Below are 18726 nucleotides of genomic sequence, written 5' to 3'. Positions count from 1 at the left end.
CCGAATCTCAGTTCAGCTGTCCCTCAGTGGGTTTCGTGGGCGTCAGGCCGCCGGTGCCGGTTGCCGTCCACGGATCAGCTTGCCGGGCCGCGCCTCGGTCGGCACCCCGCGTTCGGCGATCACCACGCCGCTGACCACCGTGGCGACGTAGCCGTCCGCGGTCTGGTCGAGGCGCTTACCCCCGGCGGGCAGATCGTGGACGACGACGGGCTTGTGCAGACGCAGGGCGGCATGGTCGATGACGTTCAGATCGGCCTTGTACCCGACGGCGATGCGGCCGCGGTCGGCCAGCCCCGCGACACCCGCGGGGATCGACGTCAGTTCGCGCACCGCCTCGGGGACCGACAACCGCCCGGCGGCCCGGTCCCGCGCCCAGTGCGCCAGCAGGAACGTGGGAAAGCTTGCGTCGCAGATCATCCCGTAATGCGCGCCGCCGTCGCCGAGGCCGAGCACCACGTCGTCGCGGCGCATCAGTTGCCCGACGGTGTCGAGCGAGTTGTTCTCGTAGTTGCCCAACGCGAGCAGCATCATGGCGTGCCCGTCGTCGTCGAGCAGCCGGTCGTAGGCCTCCTCGACGGGGCTCACCCCGCGCGCCGCGGCGCGGGCCGCGATGGACGTCGATGCGGCCGGCTCGTAGTCGGGGTCGTCGCCGAGCGGGAAGATCCAGTTCCACGCCTGCACCATGAACATCAGGGGATGCCCCGGATTCGACGGCTTGTCGTTCAGGATGCGTTCGCGCACTTCGGGTTTACGCATCTCGGCGACGCGTTCGGCCAGCGGCAGCCCGACGATCTCCTGATAGCTCGGGTACATGACGAACGGGTTGCCGCTCACCTCGAGGCCGATCACCATGCCGATCGGCCGGGGGAACATCTGCGCGGTGACGGATGCGCCCGCGGAGTTGAACTTCTCGACCAGGTTCATCGCCTGCGGCCAGACCGGATCGCCGGTGTTGCCCGTGAGAAGCGAGAACGTCACCGGCAGACCGACGTCCGCGGCGACCTCGAACACCTGCCGCAGCACCGTCTCGTACCCGCCGGCCGGGATGTCCGGGACGAACTGCAACAGCCCGCCGCCGCCGTCGGCGACTCCCGCCGCGATCGCCGCGATCTCGGCCTGCGCCGCGTCGTAGGTCGGGATCGGCGATCCGCTCGAGGTCTTGTGCAGTGCGAACCGCGACGAGGCGAACCCGAGTGCACCGGCCTCGACCGCCTCCCTGGCCAGCGACCGCATCCGCGCCAGGTCCTCCTCGGTGGCCGGTTCGCGGTCCGCCCCCCGCTGACCCATCGTGTACACCCGCAGTGGTGAATGCGGCAGGTACGCCGCCACGTCGATGTCGCGGGCGCGCGCGTCGACCGCGTCGAGGTACTGCGGGAACGTCTCCCAGTCCCACGGCAACCCGTCGACCATCACCACCCCGGGGATGTCCTCGACGCCTGCCATCACGTCGACGAGCACGTCGTGGTCCTCCGGCCGGCACGGCGCGAAACCCACACCGCAGTTGCCCATCACCGCGGTGGTCACCCCGTGCGCCGACGACGGCGTCATCCGGTCCGACCAGATGGCCTGCCCGTCGTAGTGGGTGTGCAGATCGACGAAACCCGGCGTGACGAGCAGGCCGGTGGCGTCGATCTCCCGCTCGCCGCGCTCCTCGACGGCGCCGACCGAGGTGATCACCCCGCCGCTCACCGCGACGTCGCCGACGTACGGTTCACCGCCCAGGCCGTCGACGATCGTGCCGTTGCGGATGACGAGATCCAATGTCATACCCCGAATGTACGGTGACAGGGTGATCGATCACTTCGGAATCAACTGCGCCGACTTCGACAGGTCAAAAGAGTTCTACGACAAGGTGCTCGGCGTCCTGGGCTACACGCGCCAGATGGATTTCGGGGTGGCCGTCGGTTACGGCACCGAGGGCCATCCCGATTTCTGGATCGCCGATATGAACGCAGGCAACGTGCCCGGGCCGAACCGCGAGATCCACGTCGGGTTCGCGGCCAAGGACCCCGAGAGCGTGCAGGCGTTCTACCGCACCGCGCTGGCGCTCGGCGCCGAACCCCTGCACGAGCCGCGGCTGTGGCCGGAGTATCACGAGAACTACTACGGTGCGTTCGTCCGCGACCCGGACGGCAACAACGTCGAGGCCGTCTTCCACGGCGGTGGGCCGCGCACCTGACGTTCGCTGGGTAGGTTGGCGGTATGCCTGACTCGGATGCGGCCGCCGCCCGCGAACTGCTGCGTGACTCGTTCACCCGCTTGATCGAGCACGTCGAGGCTCTCACCGACGACCTGACCGACGAGGTGGCGCTCTACCGTCCGACCGCGACGGCCAACAGCATCGCGTGGTTGCTGTGGCACAGCGCCCGGGTACAGGACGCCCAGCTCTGCGAGATCGCCGGCGTCGAACAGGTGTGGACCAGGGAGGGCTGGGTCGACCAGTTCGCCCTCGATCTGCCGCGCGACGACACCGGCTACGGCCACCGCCCCGACGATGTCGGCAAGGTGCGGGTCTCGGCCGACCTGCTGGCCGGCTACTACTCCGCGGTGCACAAGATGACGTTGGCCTACATCGCGTCCGTGACGCCCGACGACCTCGCCGAGATCATCGACCGCCGCTGGGACCCGCCGGTCACGGCCGGCGCCCGGTTGGTCAGCATCATCGACGACTGCGCCCAGCACCTCGGTCAGGCCGCCTACATCCAGGGCATCTCACGCTGAGATGAGGACTGCGCTGCATTGGTGGCCGGCGGCCGCCGTCACCGGGTTGTTCGCGCTCGGCTGGCTGGTGGGCAAGGGTTCGACGCCGCTCGACAGCCGGCTGCTGGCCGTCGACGCACCGGACCGGGTGCTGACGTTCGTCGAGGCGCCGGTCCAGGTGGCGGTCCTCGGCGCCGCGGTGGCCTACGCGCTGTGGCGGAAGCAGTGGCGGCTGGCCGTGGTGGCGGCGCTGTGCCCGCCGGTGGCCGTCGTCTCCGCGCAGTTGCTGAAGAGGGTCTTCGGCCGCACCCGCGACGGTGAGCTCGCCTACCCCAGCGGGCACATCACCGCGCTGGTGGTGGTCGCCGGGATGGTCGTGCTCGTGGCCGGCGGGCGGTTGTGGGCGGTGCTGTCCGCGGCGGTGGCGGTCATGGTCGGCATGGTCCTGGTCGGGATGTCGTTCCACTACTTCACCGACACGGTGGGCGCCCTGCTGCTCGGCAGCGCCTACGTCGCGGTGGCCGCCCGGCTGGTCGCGCGCACACCTCTCCGCATTACTTGACAGGTGTCAACCCCGGTGCGATCTGGGTCACAAAGGGTGGTTAACATAGCCCTATGACCGCGACGCCAGAAGTTGATGCGCTCGACAACAGCACCATCCGCAATCCGGCGACAGGTGCCGTCGCCGGGCAGGTGCGCTGGACCGATCCCGCCGACGTGCCCAGGATCGCCGCCGGCCTGCGTACCGCCCAGAAGGACTGGGAAGCCCGCGGGGCGAAGGGTCGCGCCAAGGTGCTGGCCCGCTACGCGGTGTGGCTGGGCGAGCACCGCGCCGAGATCGAGGATCTGCTGATCAAGGAGACCGGCAAGTCGGCCGTGGACGCGGCCCAGGAAGTGCCGCTGATCCTCATGATCACCTCGTACTACATCCGCACGATGGAGAAGGCGCTGGCCCCGGATTCGCGTCCGGCGGCCCTGCCGTTCCTGTCGATCAAGAAGATCACCGTGCACTACCGGCCGCGGTCGGTGGTCGGGATCATCGCGCCGTGGAACTACCCCGTCGCCAACGCGCTGATGGACGCGATCGGCGCCCTGGCCGCCGGGTGTGCGGTGCTGCTCAAGCCGTCCGAGCGCACCCCGTTGACCGCCGAACTGCTGTTGCGCGGCTGGCAGGACTCCGGCGCCCCCGAGGTCCTCGCGCTCGCGCAGGGCGCCCGCGAGGTGTCCGAGGCCGTCATCGACAACTCCGAGTTCATCCAGTTCACCGGTTCCAGCGCCACGGGCGTCAAGGTGGCCGAACGCGCCGCGCGCCGCCTCACGCCGGTCAGCCTCGAACTCGGCGGCAAGGATCCGATGATCGTGCTCGAGGACGCCGACGTGGACCTCGCCGCGCACGCCGCGGTGTGGGGCGCGATGTTCAACGCCGGCCAGACGTGTGTCTCGGTGGAACGGGTGTACGTCCTCGAGTCGGTCTACGACCAGTTCGTCGACGCCGTGGTGCGCGACGTCAAGAACCTCAAGGTGGGCGCCGGTGAGGGCAACGACTTGGGGGCGCTCATCGACGACGGTCAGGTGTCCATCACCGAACGGCACGTCGAGGACGCGATCGCCAAGGGCGCCAAGGCGCTCACCGGCGGCAAGCGGCGCACCGGCCCGGGCAGCTTCTACGAGCCGACGGTGCTCGTCGACGTCGACCACTCGATGGCGTGTATGACCGAGGAGACCTTCGGCCCCACGCTGCCGATCATGAAGGTCGCGTCGGTGGAGGAGGCCGTCCGCCTGGCCAACGACAGCCCCTACGGCCTGTCGGCCGCGGTGTTCTCGAAGGACATCGAGCGAGCGAAAGCCGTTGCGCTGCAGCTGGATTGTGGCGGGGTCAATGTCAACGACGTGATCTCCAACCTGATGTGCACCACCGCGCCGATGGGCGGCTGGAAGACCTCGGGCATCGGTGCGCGCTTCGGCGGGCCCGAAGGGTTGCGCAAGTACTGCCGGATCGAGACGGTGGTCGCACCGCGGACCAACGTCGGCGCCGGTGGCAACTACTACAACAACTCGCCCAAGGCGCTCAAGCGGATGAACACGATGATGACCAAGCTCGCGTTGATCCGCCCGCGCCGCGTGGCCAAGTAGGGCGCCGGTCCCGCCGCGTGCGGTTCGTCCTGACAGCCCTGCTGTGGCTGCTGACGACGGTGCTGCTGGCTGCCGCCGTGCCCGCGGTGTGGGCGCAGCAGCACCTCGTCAGTGAACAGGGGTACGCCGAACTCGCCGAGTCCGCGGCCACCGAGACGCGCCTGCGGGACGCGATGGCCGACGAGCTCACCGACCAGATCACCGAGCTCGCGGCCGACCGCGGGTACGGCCTCAACGAGATGCTGGTGCACCAGGTGACGTCGGCGTACACCGGCAACTCCGGCTTCCCCGGGCAGTTCGCGCAGGCCAACCGCATCGCGCACCGCTGGATGTTCTCCGACGACATCCCGCAGGCCAACAATGACGATCAGTGGCTGATCGACATCGCACCGATGCTGTCGGATCCGTCGCTGGCCGCCACGCTGGGAAACCTCGACCTCGACGTGCCCGACACGCTGATGGTGCCGGTCACCGTGCCGTCGCCCGAACTGCGGCCGGGCCGTCTGCAGGCCGTGGCGACGTGGGGGCCGTGGGTCAGCGTCGGGTTGGCGGTGCTGGCCGCGGTGTGCGCCCTGCTCACCCTGGCGGTTTCACGCCGGCGTGGGAAAGGGCTGGCGGCACTTGGCGTTTCGGCGCTCCTGGTCGGCGCGGCCGGATGGGCCGGGCTGGAGGTGGCCGACGGCTACCTCGACGCGGCGCTCAACCGCACCGAGGGCAACGTCCGCCGGATCGCCGACGAGATGGTCCTGCACGCCGAGGACAGCCTGCACCACTGGCTCAACCTGACGCTGGCCGCCGGAGCGGCGCTCGTGGTCGTCGGTGTGGTGGTCTCGATGCTCGGGGGTCTTCGGCGCACCCCGTCAGGGTTCGATGACGTGTGAGGGATCCGGGCGCCGGTGCGGGGGAGCCTGGCTGTAGTCACCCCACGGACCGTCGCGGCGTTCGACCGCGGCACGTACGCCCTGTGACTCGGCCGTCGCGACGAACTCCAGCGCCTCGGGGGTGTTGCGCATCAATCCGTCGAGGACGCCGCCGAGGGTCTGCGTGGAGGCCAGCCCCATGTTCTCGTAGGCCTGGTTGACGATCAGCTTCTGGGCCTGCAACTGGGACAACGGGATCCGGCACAGGTGCGCGGCCACCTCGGCCACCCGCGCCTCGAGCCGCTCGAACGGCACCGACTCGTTGATCAGTTCGACCGCCGCGGCCTCCACGCCGGTCAGCGGTTCACCGGTCAGCGAATGCCACTTCACCTTGGCCAGGCTCAGCCGGTAGAGCCACATGCCGGTCAAATAGGCGCCCCACATCCGGGCGTACGGCGTGCCGATGACCGCGTCGTCGCTGGCGATCACGATGTCGGCGCACAGCGCGTAGTCGCTCGCGCCGCCGACACACCATCCGTGCACCTGCGCGATCACGGGTTTCGACGCCCGCCAGATCGCCATGAACTTCCCGGTGGGTGCGGTCGCGCGGCCGGTGACGAACGCGAAGTCCTTTCCCGGGTCCCAGCGCCCGTCGCTGGTCATCGACTCGTCCCAGTGCGCGAAGCCGCCGCCGAAGTCGTAGCCACCCGAGAACGCCCGGCCTGCACCGCGTAGCACGATGACCTTGACGTGGGGATCCCGCTCGGCGAGTGCGATCGCGGCCTCGATCTCGTCGGGCATCGGCGGCACGATCGTGTTCAGGTGATCGGGCCGGTTCAGCGTGATCGTCGCGACGGCGGCATCGGTGCGGTACAGCAGCGTCTCGAACTCGGACATGCCTGCAGTTTGGCAGGGTGCGGCCCGGGGAAATGCGAGTTCATGGGAGCGAGTGCGCATCGACTGACCGGGGCGAGGGCCGCCGCGACGCTGGCCGACCTGGGCTCGGCGTCGATCGCCGCCGGGGTGATCGCACGGCGCAAACCCGCGGTCCGGGCACTGGAAACCGTGCAGGCCGACGCCAGGGCGGTCCGCCGGATGCAGCAGTTGCGGGAGGAGTTCGGCGCGGGGCCCGTCGAGCTGGTGCTTCCGGGCCGGCGCATGGTGGTGGTGCTCGACCCCGACGACGTCGACCGGGTGCTCGCCGGAGCGCCCGACCCGTTCCACCCGGCCAACCGCGAGAAGCGCAAGGCCCTCGAGTGGTTCCAGCCCCACGGCGTGCTGATCTCGCAGGGCCCGATCCGTCAGCAGCGCCGCGCCCTCAACGACTCCGCACTCGACTCGGGTGCCGAGATGCATCGGCTCGCCGGCGCGTTCGCGGACGTGATCACCGCGGAGGCGCAGGAACTGGTGGAGGCGGTGACGGCGCGCGGGACCATGGACGCCGATCAGTTCATGGCCGCGTGGTGGCGGATCGTGCGCCGGGTCGCGCTGGGTGACCGCGCCCGCGACGACGAAGAGATCACCGACGCCCTGCTCCGCCTGCGCAGGGCGGGGAACTGGTCGTTCCTGTCGCTCCCGCACTACCGCAAGCGCGCGAAGTTCCTCGAGCGGCTCTACGAGTACGTCGAGGATCCCCAGATCGGCACGCTGGCGGCCGCGGTGGCCGAGGTGCCCACCTGCGGTGCGGTGGACCCGGTGGGCCAGTTGCCGCAGTGGTTGTTCGCCTTCGACGCAGCGGGGATGGCGCAGGTGCGCGCGCTGGCCGCACTGGCCACCCATTCCGTGGCCATGGTCCGGGCGATCGAGGACGCCGCCGAACCCGATCAGCTGCGGCTGCGGCCGTTCCTGCGGGCATGCGTGCTGGAGTCGGTGCGGTTGTGGCCGACCACGCCGACGATTCTGCGGGATACGACCGAGGACACCACGTGGCGTGACGGTGCGATCACCATCGAGAAGGGCGCCGGAGTGATGATCGTGACACCCGCGTTCCACCGCGACCCCGACCTGCTGCCGTTCGCGCACGACTTCGTGCCCGACATCTGGCTCGACGGACGCGCCCGCTCCTATCCGCAGTTGGTGCCGTTCTCCGCCGGACCCGCCGAGTGTCCCGGACGCAACCTGGTCCTGTTCACGACGAGCACGCTGTTGGCGAAGCTGTTGAGCGCCTTGGACTTCCGGTTGTCGTCGACGCCGCAGCTGTCGGCGGACGAGCCGCTGCCGGTGACGCTGAACCAGTACGGGGTGGAGTTCACCGCTGCGCCGGTCACCGCACCAGAGTCGCGCCCCCATCGAGCCGAATCTGCTGGCCGGTCATGAACCGCGATTCGTCGGCGAGCAGATACACCGCCGCGTAAGCGCTCTCCCACACGCTGCCCCGGCCCATCTTGAGCTTGACCACCTCGTTGTGCCGCGCGGTCGCCTCGTCTGCGTCCAAGCCGAACAACGACTGGGAATCTCGGTTCGCCAAGACAGAATTGATCGGTCCCAGCATCAACGTGTTGGCGCGAATGCCCGCCTCCGCGTACTGCACGGCGGTGAGTTCGGTGATCTGGTTGAGCCCGGCCTTGCCGAGGGCGTAGGGCATGATGCCGATGTTCAGGCCGAGCTCGTTCTTCACGCTGGCGATCGACGAGATGTTGACGATGCTGCCGGTCGTGTCACCGTCGTTACGCTCCATGCACTGTGCGGCAAAGAGATTGCAGTAGTAGCAGCCCAGCATGTTGACGTTGATGCCGAGGTTGAAGTTCGCGACGGTCATCGAGTTCGTCTCGAAGTCGAACGGCGGGTTGGTCGCCACGCTGTAGACCATGCCGTCGATCCGGCCGCTCGTCTCCATCGCCGTGTCGAAGATGCGTCGACAGTCGTCCTTGTCGGCGACGTTCGCTTCGACGGCGTAGGCACTGCCGCCTTCGGCGATGATCATCTCGACGGTCTCCTTCACTGCCGCGGCGTTCAGGTCGACGGCCACGACCTCTGCGCCGTGGCGCGCGGCCAGCAGCGAGATGGCCCGTCCGTTGCCCATGCCGGGGCCGGGGCTCTGCCCCGCTCCGACCACGACGACGACCTTGCCGGACAGGTCGAACGCCCTGTGGTCCCTCGAGCCGAAGTCAGTTGACATGGTCCTCCTCAGTGATGTGGCCTCGGCCTGGCCGCCGTCTCCCGACCAGACATACAGGCGTCACCTGACCAAACGTACAGCACATTGCTGTACGAATGGTCAGGTAAAGTGCACGGTGTGAGCGGTCAGACACCCGGGGGGCCGACCCGGCAGCGTCTCATCGACACAGCGATCGGGTTGTTCCAACAGCACAGCGTGGCCGGCACGTCTCTGCAGATGATCTCCGATGAGCTCGGTCTGACGAAGTCCGCCATCTACCACCACTTCCGCACCCGCGACGAGCTGCTGAGCGCTGTGATGGAACCGCTCATCGCCGAGGTGACCGCGCTCGTCAACGCTGCGGAAGCCCGTACCGGACCCCGTGCCCGCGCCGAACACCTGCTCGCCGGCTACGCCGCGCTCGCCGCGTCGCACCGCGAGTTGATCCCCCTGCTCACCGGCGACCCCGGCGTGGTCGCCCTGCTGAGGATCCGCACCGACTGGGGTGCGGTCGTCGACCGCCAGATGGCAGTGTTCGCCGCCGTCGAACCCGGGTTGGGCGGGCAGGTGAAAGCCGCGCTGGTCATGTCCGGGATCGCATCGGCCGCGGGCGTCGACTACGGCGGCGTCGACGAGGCGGAACTGCGCGACGCGTTGCTCGCGGCCGGGCGGCGCACGCTGGGATTGCGCACGCCGCACGGCCGAGACATCCGGTCCGAACGATGAGCCGGTGAACGCACCTGCTGGTGAACACTGCGTCGGGGCGGCTCAGTCCCATTCCCTGAATGCGTCGAGAAGGCGGTTCCGGAACGCGGGGTCGAGGTCGTCGTCCTGGATCCGGCCCACCGTCCGGACGGTGGTGCGGAACTGTTGCAGGTAGTTCGTGCAGCCGTCGCAGTCGAGCAGGTGCACGTCGAACCGGGCCCGTGTCTCGAGATCGAGCGACTCGTCGAGGTAGGCCGTCACGAGCTCGACGAGTTCGTTGCAATTCATCGCTCCGGTCATCAGGTCACGTCTTTCATGTAGTCCTCGAGCACCTGCCGCACGGCTGACCGGCCGCGATGGAGCAGCACTCGCTGGTTGGCCACGCTCAGGTCGAGGAGGTCGCGAACTTCCTCGGATTCGAAGCCGAGCATGTCGCGCAGCGTCACAACCATCCGTTGCCGTTCCGGCAGCCGGTCGAGCGCTCGGCGGGCCACGTCGGTCAGTTCGTGTCCCAGCGCCGAACCTTCGGGGGTGTCGGGGAACGGTGCGGGGGTCTCGGCGTCACGCCAATGACCGGCCCATTCGTCGCCGGCAGGGCGAAAGCGTGCCGGATCGACCGCCGCGCTGCCATACGCGCGGGCCACCGCTTCGCCATCGCGGTGCTCACGGGTGCCCCGCGCCTTCGCAATGTTGATCAGCACAGTGAAAAGCCATGTGCGCAGGGATGATCGGCCCTCGAACCTGTCGATGCCCTTGAGTAGCGCCATCCAGGTGTCCTGGACGACTTCCTCGGCGGTCTCGTGTGTGCGGACGTATCCGCGGGCCACCCGCAGCATCGAGGGTGAGTGGCGGTCGACCAGTTCGGCGAACGCGGCCTCATCGCGGTGTCGTAGCGCCGCGATGAGGTCGCTCTCGTCGAGTCTCTGCCGGGTCATCTGGGGCCGAGCGTATGCGCTCAACAGGCGGTCTACCGGCGCTTCAGCGCATCGGCCAAGGTCCATACCGAGACACCCAGCAGCGCGACGTCCTTGATCAGGAACTGGCCGGTGGCCGACAGCAGCGGGAAGCCGCCCGCGGAGGCCTCGAAGACGCCGGGCGTGGTGAACAGGAAGCTCAGGGTCGCGACGAACAGGCCGATCGCGATGACGCTGCCGATCGCCGAGAGACGCGGCCACCAGGGCTTGACCGCCAGCAGAACCGCGGCCGCGACCTCGACGACGCCAAGCAGCGCCGAGAACGTGGTGGCCGAGAAGATGCCGTACGCCCAGCTCATGAACGGGCTGTTCGCGACGAGTGGCTGGATGCCGTTGGCTTCGAAGGCCGTGAACTTCATCAACCCGATCCAGGCGATGACGACCACGAGGCCGTAGCGGGGGAGTGCGGTCCCCAACCGGTCGATGACCGGCAGGACCCTGGTGGACAACGTGGTGGGTGCGGTGAAGGTCGACATGATCGTTCCTCTCGAATGGCGGTGCAGTACACGCTGTAGTGCACTGCCACCCGCCATCCGTTACACCGCGCCGCTACCCACCCAACTTGCGCCACAGGAACTCGTAGATCAGCGCCGCGCGGAACGCCGCCTGCGAGTTGTCCGCGGCGCCGCCGTGGCCGCCCTCGATGTTCTCGTAGTACTGCACCGGTTGCCCGGCGTCTTCGAGTGCCGCGGTCATCTTCCGCGCATGCCCGGGGTGCACCCGGTCGTCGCGCGTCGACGTCGTGATCAACACCGGCGGATACCGGCGGTCGGCCGAGATATTCTGGTAGGGAGAGTATTTCGAGATGAACTCCCAGTCTTCCGCGTCGTCGGGGTTGCCGTACTCGGCCACCCACGACGCTCCGGCCAGCAGCAGGTGGAACCGGCGCATGTCCAGCAGCGGCACGCTGCACACCAGACCGCCGAACAACTCCGGGTACTGCGTGAGCATGATCCCCATGAGTAGACCGCCGTTGCTGCCGCCCTGGGCGCCCAGCTGCTCGACCGTGGTGATGCCGCGGTCCACGAGATCCGCCGCCACGGCCGCGAAATCCTCACCGACGAGGTGCCGGCCCTCCCGCATGGCCTGGGTGTGCCACGTCGGTCCGTACTCCCCGCCGCCGCGGATGTTCGCCAGTACGTAGGTGCCCCCGCGTGACAACCACAGCCGGCCCAGCACGCCGTCATAGCCGGGTGTCCGCGCCACCTCGAAGCCGCCATACCCACCCAGCAGCGTCGGCCCGGGGGCCTGTTTGTGCCGGTGGTCGACCACGAAGTACGGGATCTTGGTGCCGTCGGCCGACGTGGCGAAGTGCTGGTCGACCTTGAGGTCGGCGGCGTCGAAGAACGATGGGGCGCGCTTGATCTCGGCGAGCTCGCCACCCGCGGTGCCGTGCAGCAACCGCGACGGGGTGTCGAATCCGCTGGAGTCCAGGAAGATCTCGTCGCCGAGGTCGTCGGCGGCCACGATCACGGTGTTGGTGTTGTCGGGCAGTCCGGGGACGGGCAGCGACGTCCACTCGCCCGGGGTGTACACCTCGACGCGGCTCGCCACGTCGGCGAGGGTGACGACGACGAGTCGGTCGCGCGTCCACGCGTAGTGGTGCAGGCACGTGTGCTCGTCGGGCTCGAACACCACCTGTAGTTCCCCTGTGCCGCTGCGGTATTCGTCGTACTTCGCGGCGAGCAGCGAGCCGGCCCGGTAGTCCCGCCAGTCGCTGCGCAACTCGATCAGCAGCCACTCGCGGTGCACCGACACCGTCGCGTCGGTCGGGGCGTCGATGCGGCTCAGTTCGCCGTCGCGCAGCTCGTGGACCTCGTCGTTGAAGAAGTCGACAGCGCGGCGCACCATGGTGCGCTCGAACCCCGGGGTCCGGTCCACCGACGCGGTGACGATGACGTCGGTCGGCTCACCGCTGTAGACCGTCTCGGCCTCGGCCAGCGGTGTGCCGCGGCGCCACCGCTTGACCAGTCGCGGATACCCGGAGTCGGTCAGCGCACCGTCCCCGAAATCGGTGCCCACCAGCACGGTGTCGGGGTCTTCCCAGGAGATCGCCGTCTTGGCCTCGGGAAGCTCGAACCCGTCGGCGACGAACTGCATTGCCTCCATGTCGAATTCGCGCACGATCGCGGCATCCGCACCGCCGCGCGAGAGGCTGACCAACGCGCGCGTGTGGTCGGGTTCGAGGACATCGGCCCCGGCCCACACCCAGTTCTCGTCGTCGGCGCGGGCGAGCTCGTCGACGTCGATGACCACCTCCCAGGCCGGTTCCTCGGTGCGGTAGCTCTCCAGCGTGGTGCGCCGCCACAAGCCCCGCGGGTTCGCCGCATCGCGCCAGAAGTTGTAGAGGTGCTCCCCGCGCCGTCGGACGTAGGGGATGCGGGCGTCGGTGTCGAGCACCTCGAGCGCCTCGCTGCGCATCTGCTCGAAGCGCTCACCACCGAGGTCGGCCAGGGTCGGCTCGTTGTGCCGTCGCACCCAGTCCAGGGCGTCGTCGCCGGTGATGTCCTCGAGCCACAGGTACGCGTCGTCAGTCACGCCCCCATTCTGCGCGAACGCCGGCCGTCAGCTCAGGTGGTGCACCTCCTGCAGTCCGTACACCGGTGTCGGGATGCCTTCGTGGCGGGCCTTGAGTTGCAGCGCCAGATACAGCGAGTAGTGCCGGGACTGGTGCAGGTTGCCGCCGTGGAACCACAGGTTCTCCTGCTGCGTGGGCTTCCACATGTTGCGTTGTTCGCCTTCCCACGGCCCGGGGTCCTTGGTGGTCGACGAGCCCAGCCCCCACACCTTGCCCACCTTGTCGGCGACGTCCTGGCCGATCAGGTCGGCGGCCCAGCCGTTCATCGAGCCGTAGCCCGTCGCGTAGACCACGACGTCGGCAGGCAGCTCTGTCCCGTCCGCGAGCACCACCGAGTCCTCCGTCAGGTGGGAGACCTCGCCGTGGGCGAGCCTGATCGTGCCGTCGGCCACCAGATCGCACGCCCCGACGTCGATGTAGTAACCCGAACCGCGGCGCAGGTACTTCATGAATAGCCCGGAACCGTCGTCGCCCCAGTCCAATTCGAAGCCCGCGGCGGCCAGCCGCTCGTAGAAGTCCTTGTCCCGCTCGCGGATCGCGTCATAGATGGGCGTCTGGAACTCGTGCATGATCCGGTAGGGCAGCGAGGCGAACGTGAGGTCGGCCTTCTCCGTCGTCATCCCCGCCGCCAGCGCGCGCTCGGAGTACAGGTCGCCGAGCCCGAGGTCCATCAGGGAATCCGATTTGACGATGTGCGTCGAGGACCGCTGCACCATCGTGGTGTCGACACCGTTCTCCACGAGGGCCTTGCAGATGTCGTGGGCGGAGTTGTTCGACCCGATCACCACGGCCCGCTTGCCGACATAGCGATCCGGGCCCGGGTGTGCGCTGCTGTGGTGTTGCTCGCCGCGGAACACATCCTGGCCGGGCAGCGTCGGCACGTGCGGCTTACCGGACATGCCGGTGGCCAGGATCAACTGCGTCGGACGGAGGGTGAGCCGCTCACCGTCGCGGTCGACCTCGACCGTCCACGTCCCGGACGCCTCGTCGAAGGATGCCGACAGGCACGTCGTCTTCGACCAGTACGGCACCTCCATCACCCGGGTGTAGAACTCGAGCCAGTCACCGATCTTGTCTTTCGGCGCGAACACCGGCCAGTTCGGCGGGAACGGCAGGTAGGGCAGGTGGTCGTACCAGACCGGGTCGTGCAGACACAGCGACTTGTAGCGCTTGCGCCACTGGTCTCCCGGGCGCTCGTGGCGGTCCACGACGATGGCGGGCACCCCGAGCTGGCGCAACCGCGCGCCGAGCGCGATACCGCCTTGGCCGCCGCCGATCACTAGTGCGTACGGCTGGACGGTCCGCCCCAGCGCCGCGTCCTCCGCGGCCCGCTTCTCCGCCCACGACCGGGGATCGGGATCCGACCCGTGCACCGCGCCGAGCACCCGCGACGGACCTTTGCGCTCTTCGTGACCCTTGATCTCCTGCATGGTGGTCAGCAGCGTCCAGGCCACATCATTTCCCGCGGAGTCGCCGCGCAACCGCAGGTGCCCGACACCGCGGCCGACGGCGGTCTCGAACTCGATGAACGCGGTGGTGACGTCACCGTCGACCGTGGGCGCCTCGCGAGTGCGGAAGTGTGCGGGATCCGTCTCGGCGAGGCGGGCGGTCAGCATGTCCGCGATGCCGTCGCGGCCCTCGAGGGTCTTGAGGTTCCACGTGAACGCGACGAGGTCGCGCCAGAAGCTGTCGATCGCGAACTTCGCGACCACCCGTTCGATGTCACGCACCGCCAGGGCGGCCTCGAAGTCGGCGAGCCAGGCGTCGACGCGCTGCTGCGGCGTCACGTCGGTGGTCGGTTCCAAAGTCTGTGTCATGTGACCCAGGGCACACCGCGGGCCGGTGCCGGCACAAGGGTTGCACGCCGTTGCACGCCGGCGTGCAACCCGATGCAACTCTTTCGGCGTGTGGTCGCCGTCACATAGAACTGCGGCATGGCAACGCAGATTCCCGCCCCGCTGGCGGGCAAGGTCGCCCTGGTCACCGGCGCCGGCCGCGGCATCGGCCGCGGCATCGCCGTCGAACTCGCCCGGCAGGGTGCCGACGTGGCGCTGGTCGACGTCTCCGAGGGCGGACTGACCGAGGTGGCCGACGAGGTGACCGGGATCGGTTCGAAGGCAACGACATTCGTGGCCGACGTGAGCGACCGCGACGCGGTGTTCGCCGCAGTCGACCATGCGGCCTCCGCGCTCGGCGGCTTCGACGTGATGGTGAACAACGCCGGGATCGCGCTCGTCGGCCCCATCGCCGAGGTGACCCCACAGGACCTCGCGCGACTCTGGGCGATCAACGTCGACGGCGTGCTCTGGGGGATCCAGGCGGCCGTCGCGAAATTCAAGGAACTCTCGCGGCCCGGCAAGATCATCAATGCCTCGTCGATCGCCGGCCACGAAGGTTTCGCGATGCTCGGCCCGTACAGCGCCACCAAGTTCGCGGTGCGCGCGCTGACCCAGGCCGCCGCCAAGGAGCACGCCGCCGACGGCATCACCGTCAACGCCTACTGCCCCGGGGTGGTCGGCACCGACATGTGGGTGGAGATCGACAAGCGGTTCGCCCAACTCACCGGCGCCGCCGAGGGCGAGACCTTCGCCAAGTTCTCCGAGACCATCGCACTGGGCCGACCGGAGACGCCGCAGGACGTCGCCGGATTCGTGGCCTACCTGGCCGGACCCGGCGCCGACTACATGACCGGACAGGCCGGCCTCATCGACGGCGGCATGGTCTACCGGTGACCTCGTTGCCGCGTCGTTGTGACGGGGAGCACAATCGGCTGTGATGCCCCGTCCGCCCGTCCCCGAACCCGCCGTCGCGGCGGGCGAGGATCCACGTCAGTACGCCCGGCTGATGTCGGCGGTCTACGACGCCACCATGGCGGGCGACCGCGCCCCGGCACGGCCCCGCAAGGTCATCGAGGAGTCCTGGCACCGGTTGATGGCGCGCGGTATCGACCCCGACACGCTGCCCGAACCGGAAGTGCAGGGCACCACCCTCGAGGAGTTGCGGCAGGCGTCCGGGCTGATGTCGGTGCTCGAGGACCTCTCGCGGGGACTGGAATCGCTGATCGTCGAGGGTGACAACATCCTCGTCGTCGCCGATGCGCGCGGGCGGGTGCTGTGGCGGGCCGGATCGCGCGCGGTGCTCGGATCCGCGGACCGGCTGGGTTTCGTCGAGGGCGCGCACTGGGGTGAGAACGCCGTCGGCACCAACGGGATCGGCACCGCGCTGATGTCGAACAGTGCGGTGCAGGTGTTCTCCGCCGAGCACTACTCCCGCAGCCATCACCCGTGGACCTGCGCGGGCGCCCCGATCAAGGATCCGCGGACGGGCCACGTCATCGGTGTGGTCGACGTGTCCGGTCCCGCGGCGACCGTGCACCCCACGACGGTGGCTCTGGTCGACGCGGTCGCGCGGCTGGCCGAATCACATCTGCGCGAACAGCACAACCGCACCCTCAACAGCCTGCGGATGGTCGCGGCGCCCATCCTCGCGCGCATCGGCAGCCCCGCCCTCGCAGTCGACCCCGACGGATGGGTCGCGGCGGTGGATTCGCTTCCGCCGCACAACCGGATCGCGCTTCCCCGCGGGGTCACACCCGGACGGCTGCTGGTGCCGGCGCTGGGGCTGTGCGATGTCGACCCGCTGCCGGGCGGGTGGCTGGTCCGGTTGGCCGACGACCCCGAGGCCGCATCCGGGGTCGGAGCGCAGTTGGCGCTGGATCTGCGCAACCCCGATGCGCCGGCGCTCGAGATGGTCGGCGAGGCCGGTGGCTGGCGCCGCACTCTGAGTCTTCGGCACGCGGAAATCCTTCTCGCGCTGTCGTTTCGGCGTGCCGGCCGGTCCGCGCCGGAGTTGGCCCTCGATCTCTACGGAGATGCCTCGCGCGTGGTGACGGTGCGCGCCGAGGTGTCACGAATGCGCAAGCAGTTCGTCGGGCTGCTCGCCGCGCAGCCGTACCGCATCGTCCACTCCGTGCGTCTCGACGTGCAGTACCCCGTCGATAGGATGCGACTCCTGCCGACCTCGACCGCCCCCGTCGTCCACGCCGCACGGCTCGAACCACCCGAACCCCCATCCCATCAAGGAGGAAACGCATGACTGTTTACGCCCGACCCGGTGCTGCCGACGCACTGATGGCTTATGAGTCGCGGTACGGCAACTTCATCGGTGGTGAGTGGGTGGCGCCCGTCGGCGGGGAGTACTTCGAGAACCTGACACCGGTGACGGGGCAGGCGTTCTGCGAGATCCCGCGCTCGACGGAGGCCGACATCGACAAGGCCCTCGACGCCGCGCACGGTGCGGCCACGGCGTGGGGCAAGACCCCGCCGGGGGAGCGGGCCCAGGTGCTGCTCAAGATCGCCGACCGCATCGAGGCGAACCTCGAATCGCTGGCGCTGGCGGAGTCGTGGGACAACGGCAAGCCGATCCGCGAGACGCTCAATGCCGACATCCCGTTGGCGGTGGACCACTTCCGCTACTTCGCCGGGGCGATCCGCGCGCAGGAGGGGGCGCTGAGCCAGATCGACGACGACACCGTGGCCTACCACTTCCACGAACCGCTCGGCGTGGTCGGCCAGATCATCCCGTGGAACTTCCCGATCCTGATGGCGACCTGGAAGCTGGCGCCGGCCCTGGCGGCGGGCAACGCCGTGGTGCTCAAGCCGGCCGAGCAGACGCCGGCGTCGATCCTCTACCTGATGTCGTTGATCGGCGACCTGCTGCCCGCGGGAGTCCTCAACGTGGTCAACGGATTCGGCGTCGAGGCAGGCAAGCCGCTGGCGTCGTCGAACCGGATCGCCAAGATCGCGTTCACCGGGGAGACCACCACCGGCCGGCTGATCATGCAGTACGCGTCGCAGAACCTGATCCCCGTCACGCTGGAATTGGGCGGCAAGAGCCCGAACATCTTCTTCTCCGATGTGATGGCCGCCAACGACGACTACCAGGACAAGGCTCTCGAGGGGTTCACGATGTTCGCCCTCAACCAGGGTGAGGTGTGCACGTGCCCGTCGCGCAGCCTGGTCCAGGCAGACATCTACGACGAGTTCCTCGAATTGGCGGCGATCCGCACCAAGGCCGTGCGCCAGGGCGATCCGCTCGACACCGAGACGATGATCGGGTCGCAGGCGTCCAACGATCAGCTCGAGAAGGTGCTGTCCTACATCGAGATCGGCAAGGACGAGGGCGCGCGTGTGGTCACCGGCGGTGAACGCGCCGAACTGGGCGGCGATCTCAACGGCGGTTTCTACGTACAGCCCACGATCTTCGAGGGCAGCAACACGATGCGGGTGTTCCAGGAGGAGATCTTCGGCCCGGTCGTCGCGGTCACCTCGTTCAAGGACTACGACGATGCGATCGCCCAAGCCAACGACACCCTCTACGGGCTCGGTGCGGGGGTGTGGTCGCGCGACGGCAACACCGCCTACCGCGCCGGACGCGACATCAAGGCCGGCCGGGTGTGGACGAACTGCTACCACATGTATCCGGCGCACGCGGCGTTCGGCGGCTACAAGCAGTCCGGCATCGGCCGCGAGACCCACAAGATGATGCTCGACCACTACCAGCAGACCAAGAACCTGTTGGTGAGCTACAGCAACAAGGCGCAGGGATTCTTCTGACGAGCGCTTGCGCGAGGAAGCGACAACACTGACGAGCGCTTGCGCGAGGAAGCGACAACACTGA

Annotated in this window: 18 protein-coding genes; 10 read left to right on the top strand and 8 right to left on the bottom strand. The window is 68.7% G+C overall.

Going from position 1 to position 18726, the window contains the following annotated elements; translation table 11 throughout:
- Positions 1-42: 42 nt before the first annotated feature.
- Positions 43-1767: an N-acyl-D-amino-acid deacylase family protein gene (locus AU195_RS06365; protein ID WP_059158222.1), complete on the bottom strand. Its 1725-nt coding sequence runs from the start codon at positions 1765-1767 to the stop codon at positions 43-45.
- A gap of 22 nt (positions 1768-1789) precedes the next feature.
- Between AU195_RS06365 and AU195_RS06360 the strand changes: the two genes are divergently transcribed.
- Genes AU195_RS06360 through AU195_RS06340 form a run of 5 tightly spaced genes read left to right on the top strand, consistent with a single transcriptional unit; the run spans position 1790 to position 5714 of the window.
- On the top strand, positions 1790-2179 hold the full coding sequence (locus tag AU195_RS06360; protein ID WP_059094689.1) for a VOC family protein: 390 nt from the start codon (positions 1790-1792) through the stop codon (positions 2177-2179).
- Positions 2180-2202: 23 nt separating this feature from the next.
- Positions 2203-2721, top strand: coding sequence for a mycothiol transferase (locus AU195_RS06355; protein WP_059158221.1), 519 nt, complete (start codon positions 2203-2205; stop codon positions 2719-2721).
- A 1-nt stretch (position 2722) separates the two neighbouring features.
- Positions 2723-3262 (top strand): phosphatase PAP2 family protein, encoded by a 540-nt coding sequence (locus tag AU195_RS06350; protein WP_059158220.1) that lies wholly within the window; start codon positions 2723-2725, stop codon positions 3260-3262.
- A gap of 53 nt (positions 3263-3315) precedes the next feature.
- Positions 3316-4833: an aldehyde dehydrogenase family protein gene (locus AU195_RS06345; protein WP_059158219.1), complete on the top strand. Its 1518-nt coding sequence runs from the start codon at positions 3316-3318 to the stop codon at positions 4831-4833.
- A gap of 17 nt (positions 4834-4850) precedes the next feature.
- Positions 4851-5714 (top strand): hypothetical protein, encoded by an 864-nt coding sequence (locus tag AU195_RS06340; protein ID WP_059158218.1) that lies wholly within the window; start codon positions 4851-4853, stop codon positions 5712-5714.
- Here the strand turns inward: AU195_RS06340 and AU195_RS06335 are convergent.
- Positions 5694-6590 (bottom strand): crotonase/enoyl-CoA hydratase family protein, encoded by an 897-nt coding sequence (locus AU195_RS06335; RefSeq protein ID WP_059158217.1) that lies wholly within the window; start codon positions 6588-6590, stop codon positions 5694-5696. The two genes, AU195_RS06340 and AU195_RS06335, sit on opposite strands and share 21 nt — an antisense overlap.
- A gap of 42 nt (positions 6591-6632) precedes the next feature.
- Between AU195_RS06335 and AU195_RS06330 the strand changes: the two genes are divergently transcribed.
- On the top strand, positions 6633-8009 hold the full coding sequence (locus AU195_RS06330) for a cytochrome P450 (protein WP_059158216.1): 1377 nt from the start codon (positions 6633-6635) through the stop codon (positions 8007-8009).
- On the opposite strand, the gene AU195_RS06325 is transcribed toward AU195_RS06330, so the two are convergent.
- Complete coding sequence (locus AU195_RS06325; RefSeq protein ID WP_059158215.1) at positions 7957-8811, bottom strand: SDR family NAD(P)-dependent oxidoreductase; 855 nt, start codon at positions 8809-8811, stop codon at positions 7957-7959. The two genes, AU195_RS06330 and AU195_RS06325, sit on opposite strands and share 53 nt — an antisense overlap.
- Before the next feature lie 117 nt (positions 8812-8928).
- Between AU195_RS06325 and AU195_RS06320 the strand changes: the two genes are divergently transcribed.
- Positions 8929-9516, top strand: coding sequence for a TetR/AcrR family transcriptional regulator (locus AU195_RS06320; RefSeq protein ID WP_059158256.1), 588 nt, complete (start codon positions 8929-8931; stop codon positions 9514-9516).
- 42 nt (positions 9517-9558) lie between these two features.
- Here the strand turns inward: AU195_RS06320 and AU195_RS06315 are convergent, their stop codons facing one another.
- From AU195_RS06315 to AU195_RS06295, 5 genes are all read right to left on the bottom strand, one after another.
- A complete protein-coding gene (locus AU195_RS06315) occupies positions 9559-9795 on the bottom strand; it encodes an anti-sigma factor family protein (protein ID WP_286149147.1) in 237 nt (78 codons plus the stop codon).
- Positions 9795-10430: an RNA polymerase sigma factor gene (locus AU195_RS06310; protein ID WP_059158214.1), complete on the bottom strand. Its 636-nt coding sequence runs from the start codon at positions 10428-10430 to the stop codon at positions 9795-9797. Before AU195_RS06310 ends, AU195_RS06315 begins: the two co-directional genes overlap by 1 nt.
- 32 nt (positions 10431-10462) lie before the next feature.
- Positions 10463-10945 (bottom strand): YkgB family protein, encoded by a 483-nt coding sequence (locus tag AU195_RS06305; protein WP_059158213.1) that lies wholly within the window; start codon positions 10943-10945, stop codon positions 10463-10465.
- 73 nt (positions 10946-11018) lie between these two features.
- Positions 11019-13007, bottom strand: a complete 1989-nt coding sequence (locus tag AU195_RS06300) for a prolyl oligopeptidase family serine peptidase (protein WP_059158212.1) — start codon at positions 13005-13007, stop codon at positions 11019-11021.
- A 27-nt stretch (positions 13008-13034) separates the two neighbouring features.
- A complete protein-coding gene (locus AU195_RS06295; protein WP_059158211.1) occupies positions 13035-14864 on the bottom strand; it encodes an NAD(P)/FAD-dependent oxidoreductase in 1830 nt (609 codons plus the stop codon).
- Positions 14865-14981: 117 nt separating this feature from the next.
- Here AU195_RS06295 and AU195_RS06290 point away from each other — a divergent pair, with 117 nt between their 5' ends.
- Genes AU195_RS06290 through adh form a run of 3 tightly spaced genes read left to right on the top strand, consistent with a single transcriptional unit; the run spans position 14982 to position 18662 of the window.
- Positions 14982-15779, top strand: coding sequence for an acetoin reductase (locus AU195_RS06290; protein ID WP_059158210.1), 798 nt, complete (start codon positions 14982-14984; stop codon positions 15777-15779).
- Positions 15780-15822: 43 nt separating this feature from the next.
- A complete protein-coding gene (locus tag AU195_RS06285) occupies positions 15823-17142 on the top strand; it encodes a GAF domain-containing protein (RefSeq protein ID WP_059158209.1) in 1320 nt (439 codons plus the stop codon).
- A complete protein-coding gene (gene adh / locus AU195_RS06280) occupies positions 17139-18662 on the top strand; it encodes an aldehyde dehydrogenase (protein WP_059158208.1) in 1524 nt (507 codons plus the stop codon). The genes AU195_RS06285 and adh overlap by 4 nt, the downstream gene beginning before the upstream one ends.
- The last annotated feature ends 64 nt before the right edge of the window (positions 18663-18726 follow it).

This window comes from Mycobacterium sp. IS-1496 (assembly GCF_001499995.1).
Classification (GTDB): Bacteria; Actinomycetota; Actinomycetes; order Mycobacteriales; family Mycobacteriaceae; genus Mycobacterium.
The sequence above is the reverse complement of the archived record's forward strand: the minus strand, read 5'-3'. Positions and strand labels throughout refer to the sequence as shown.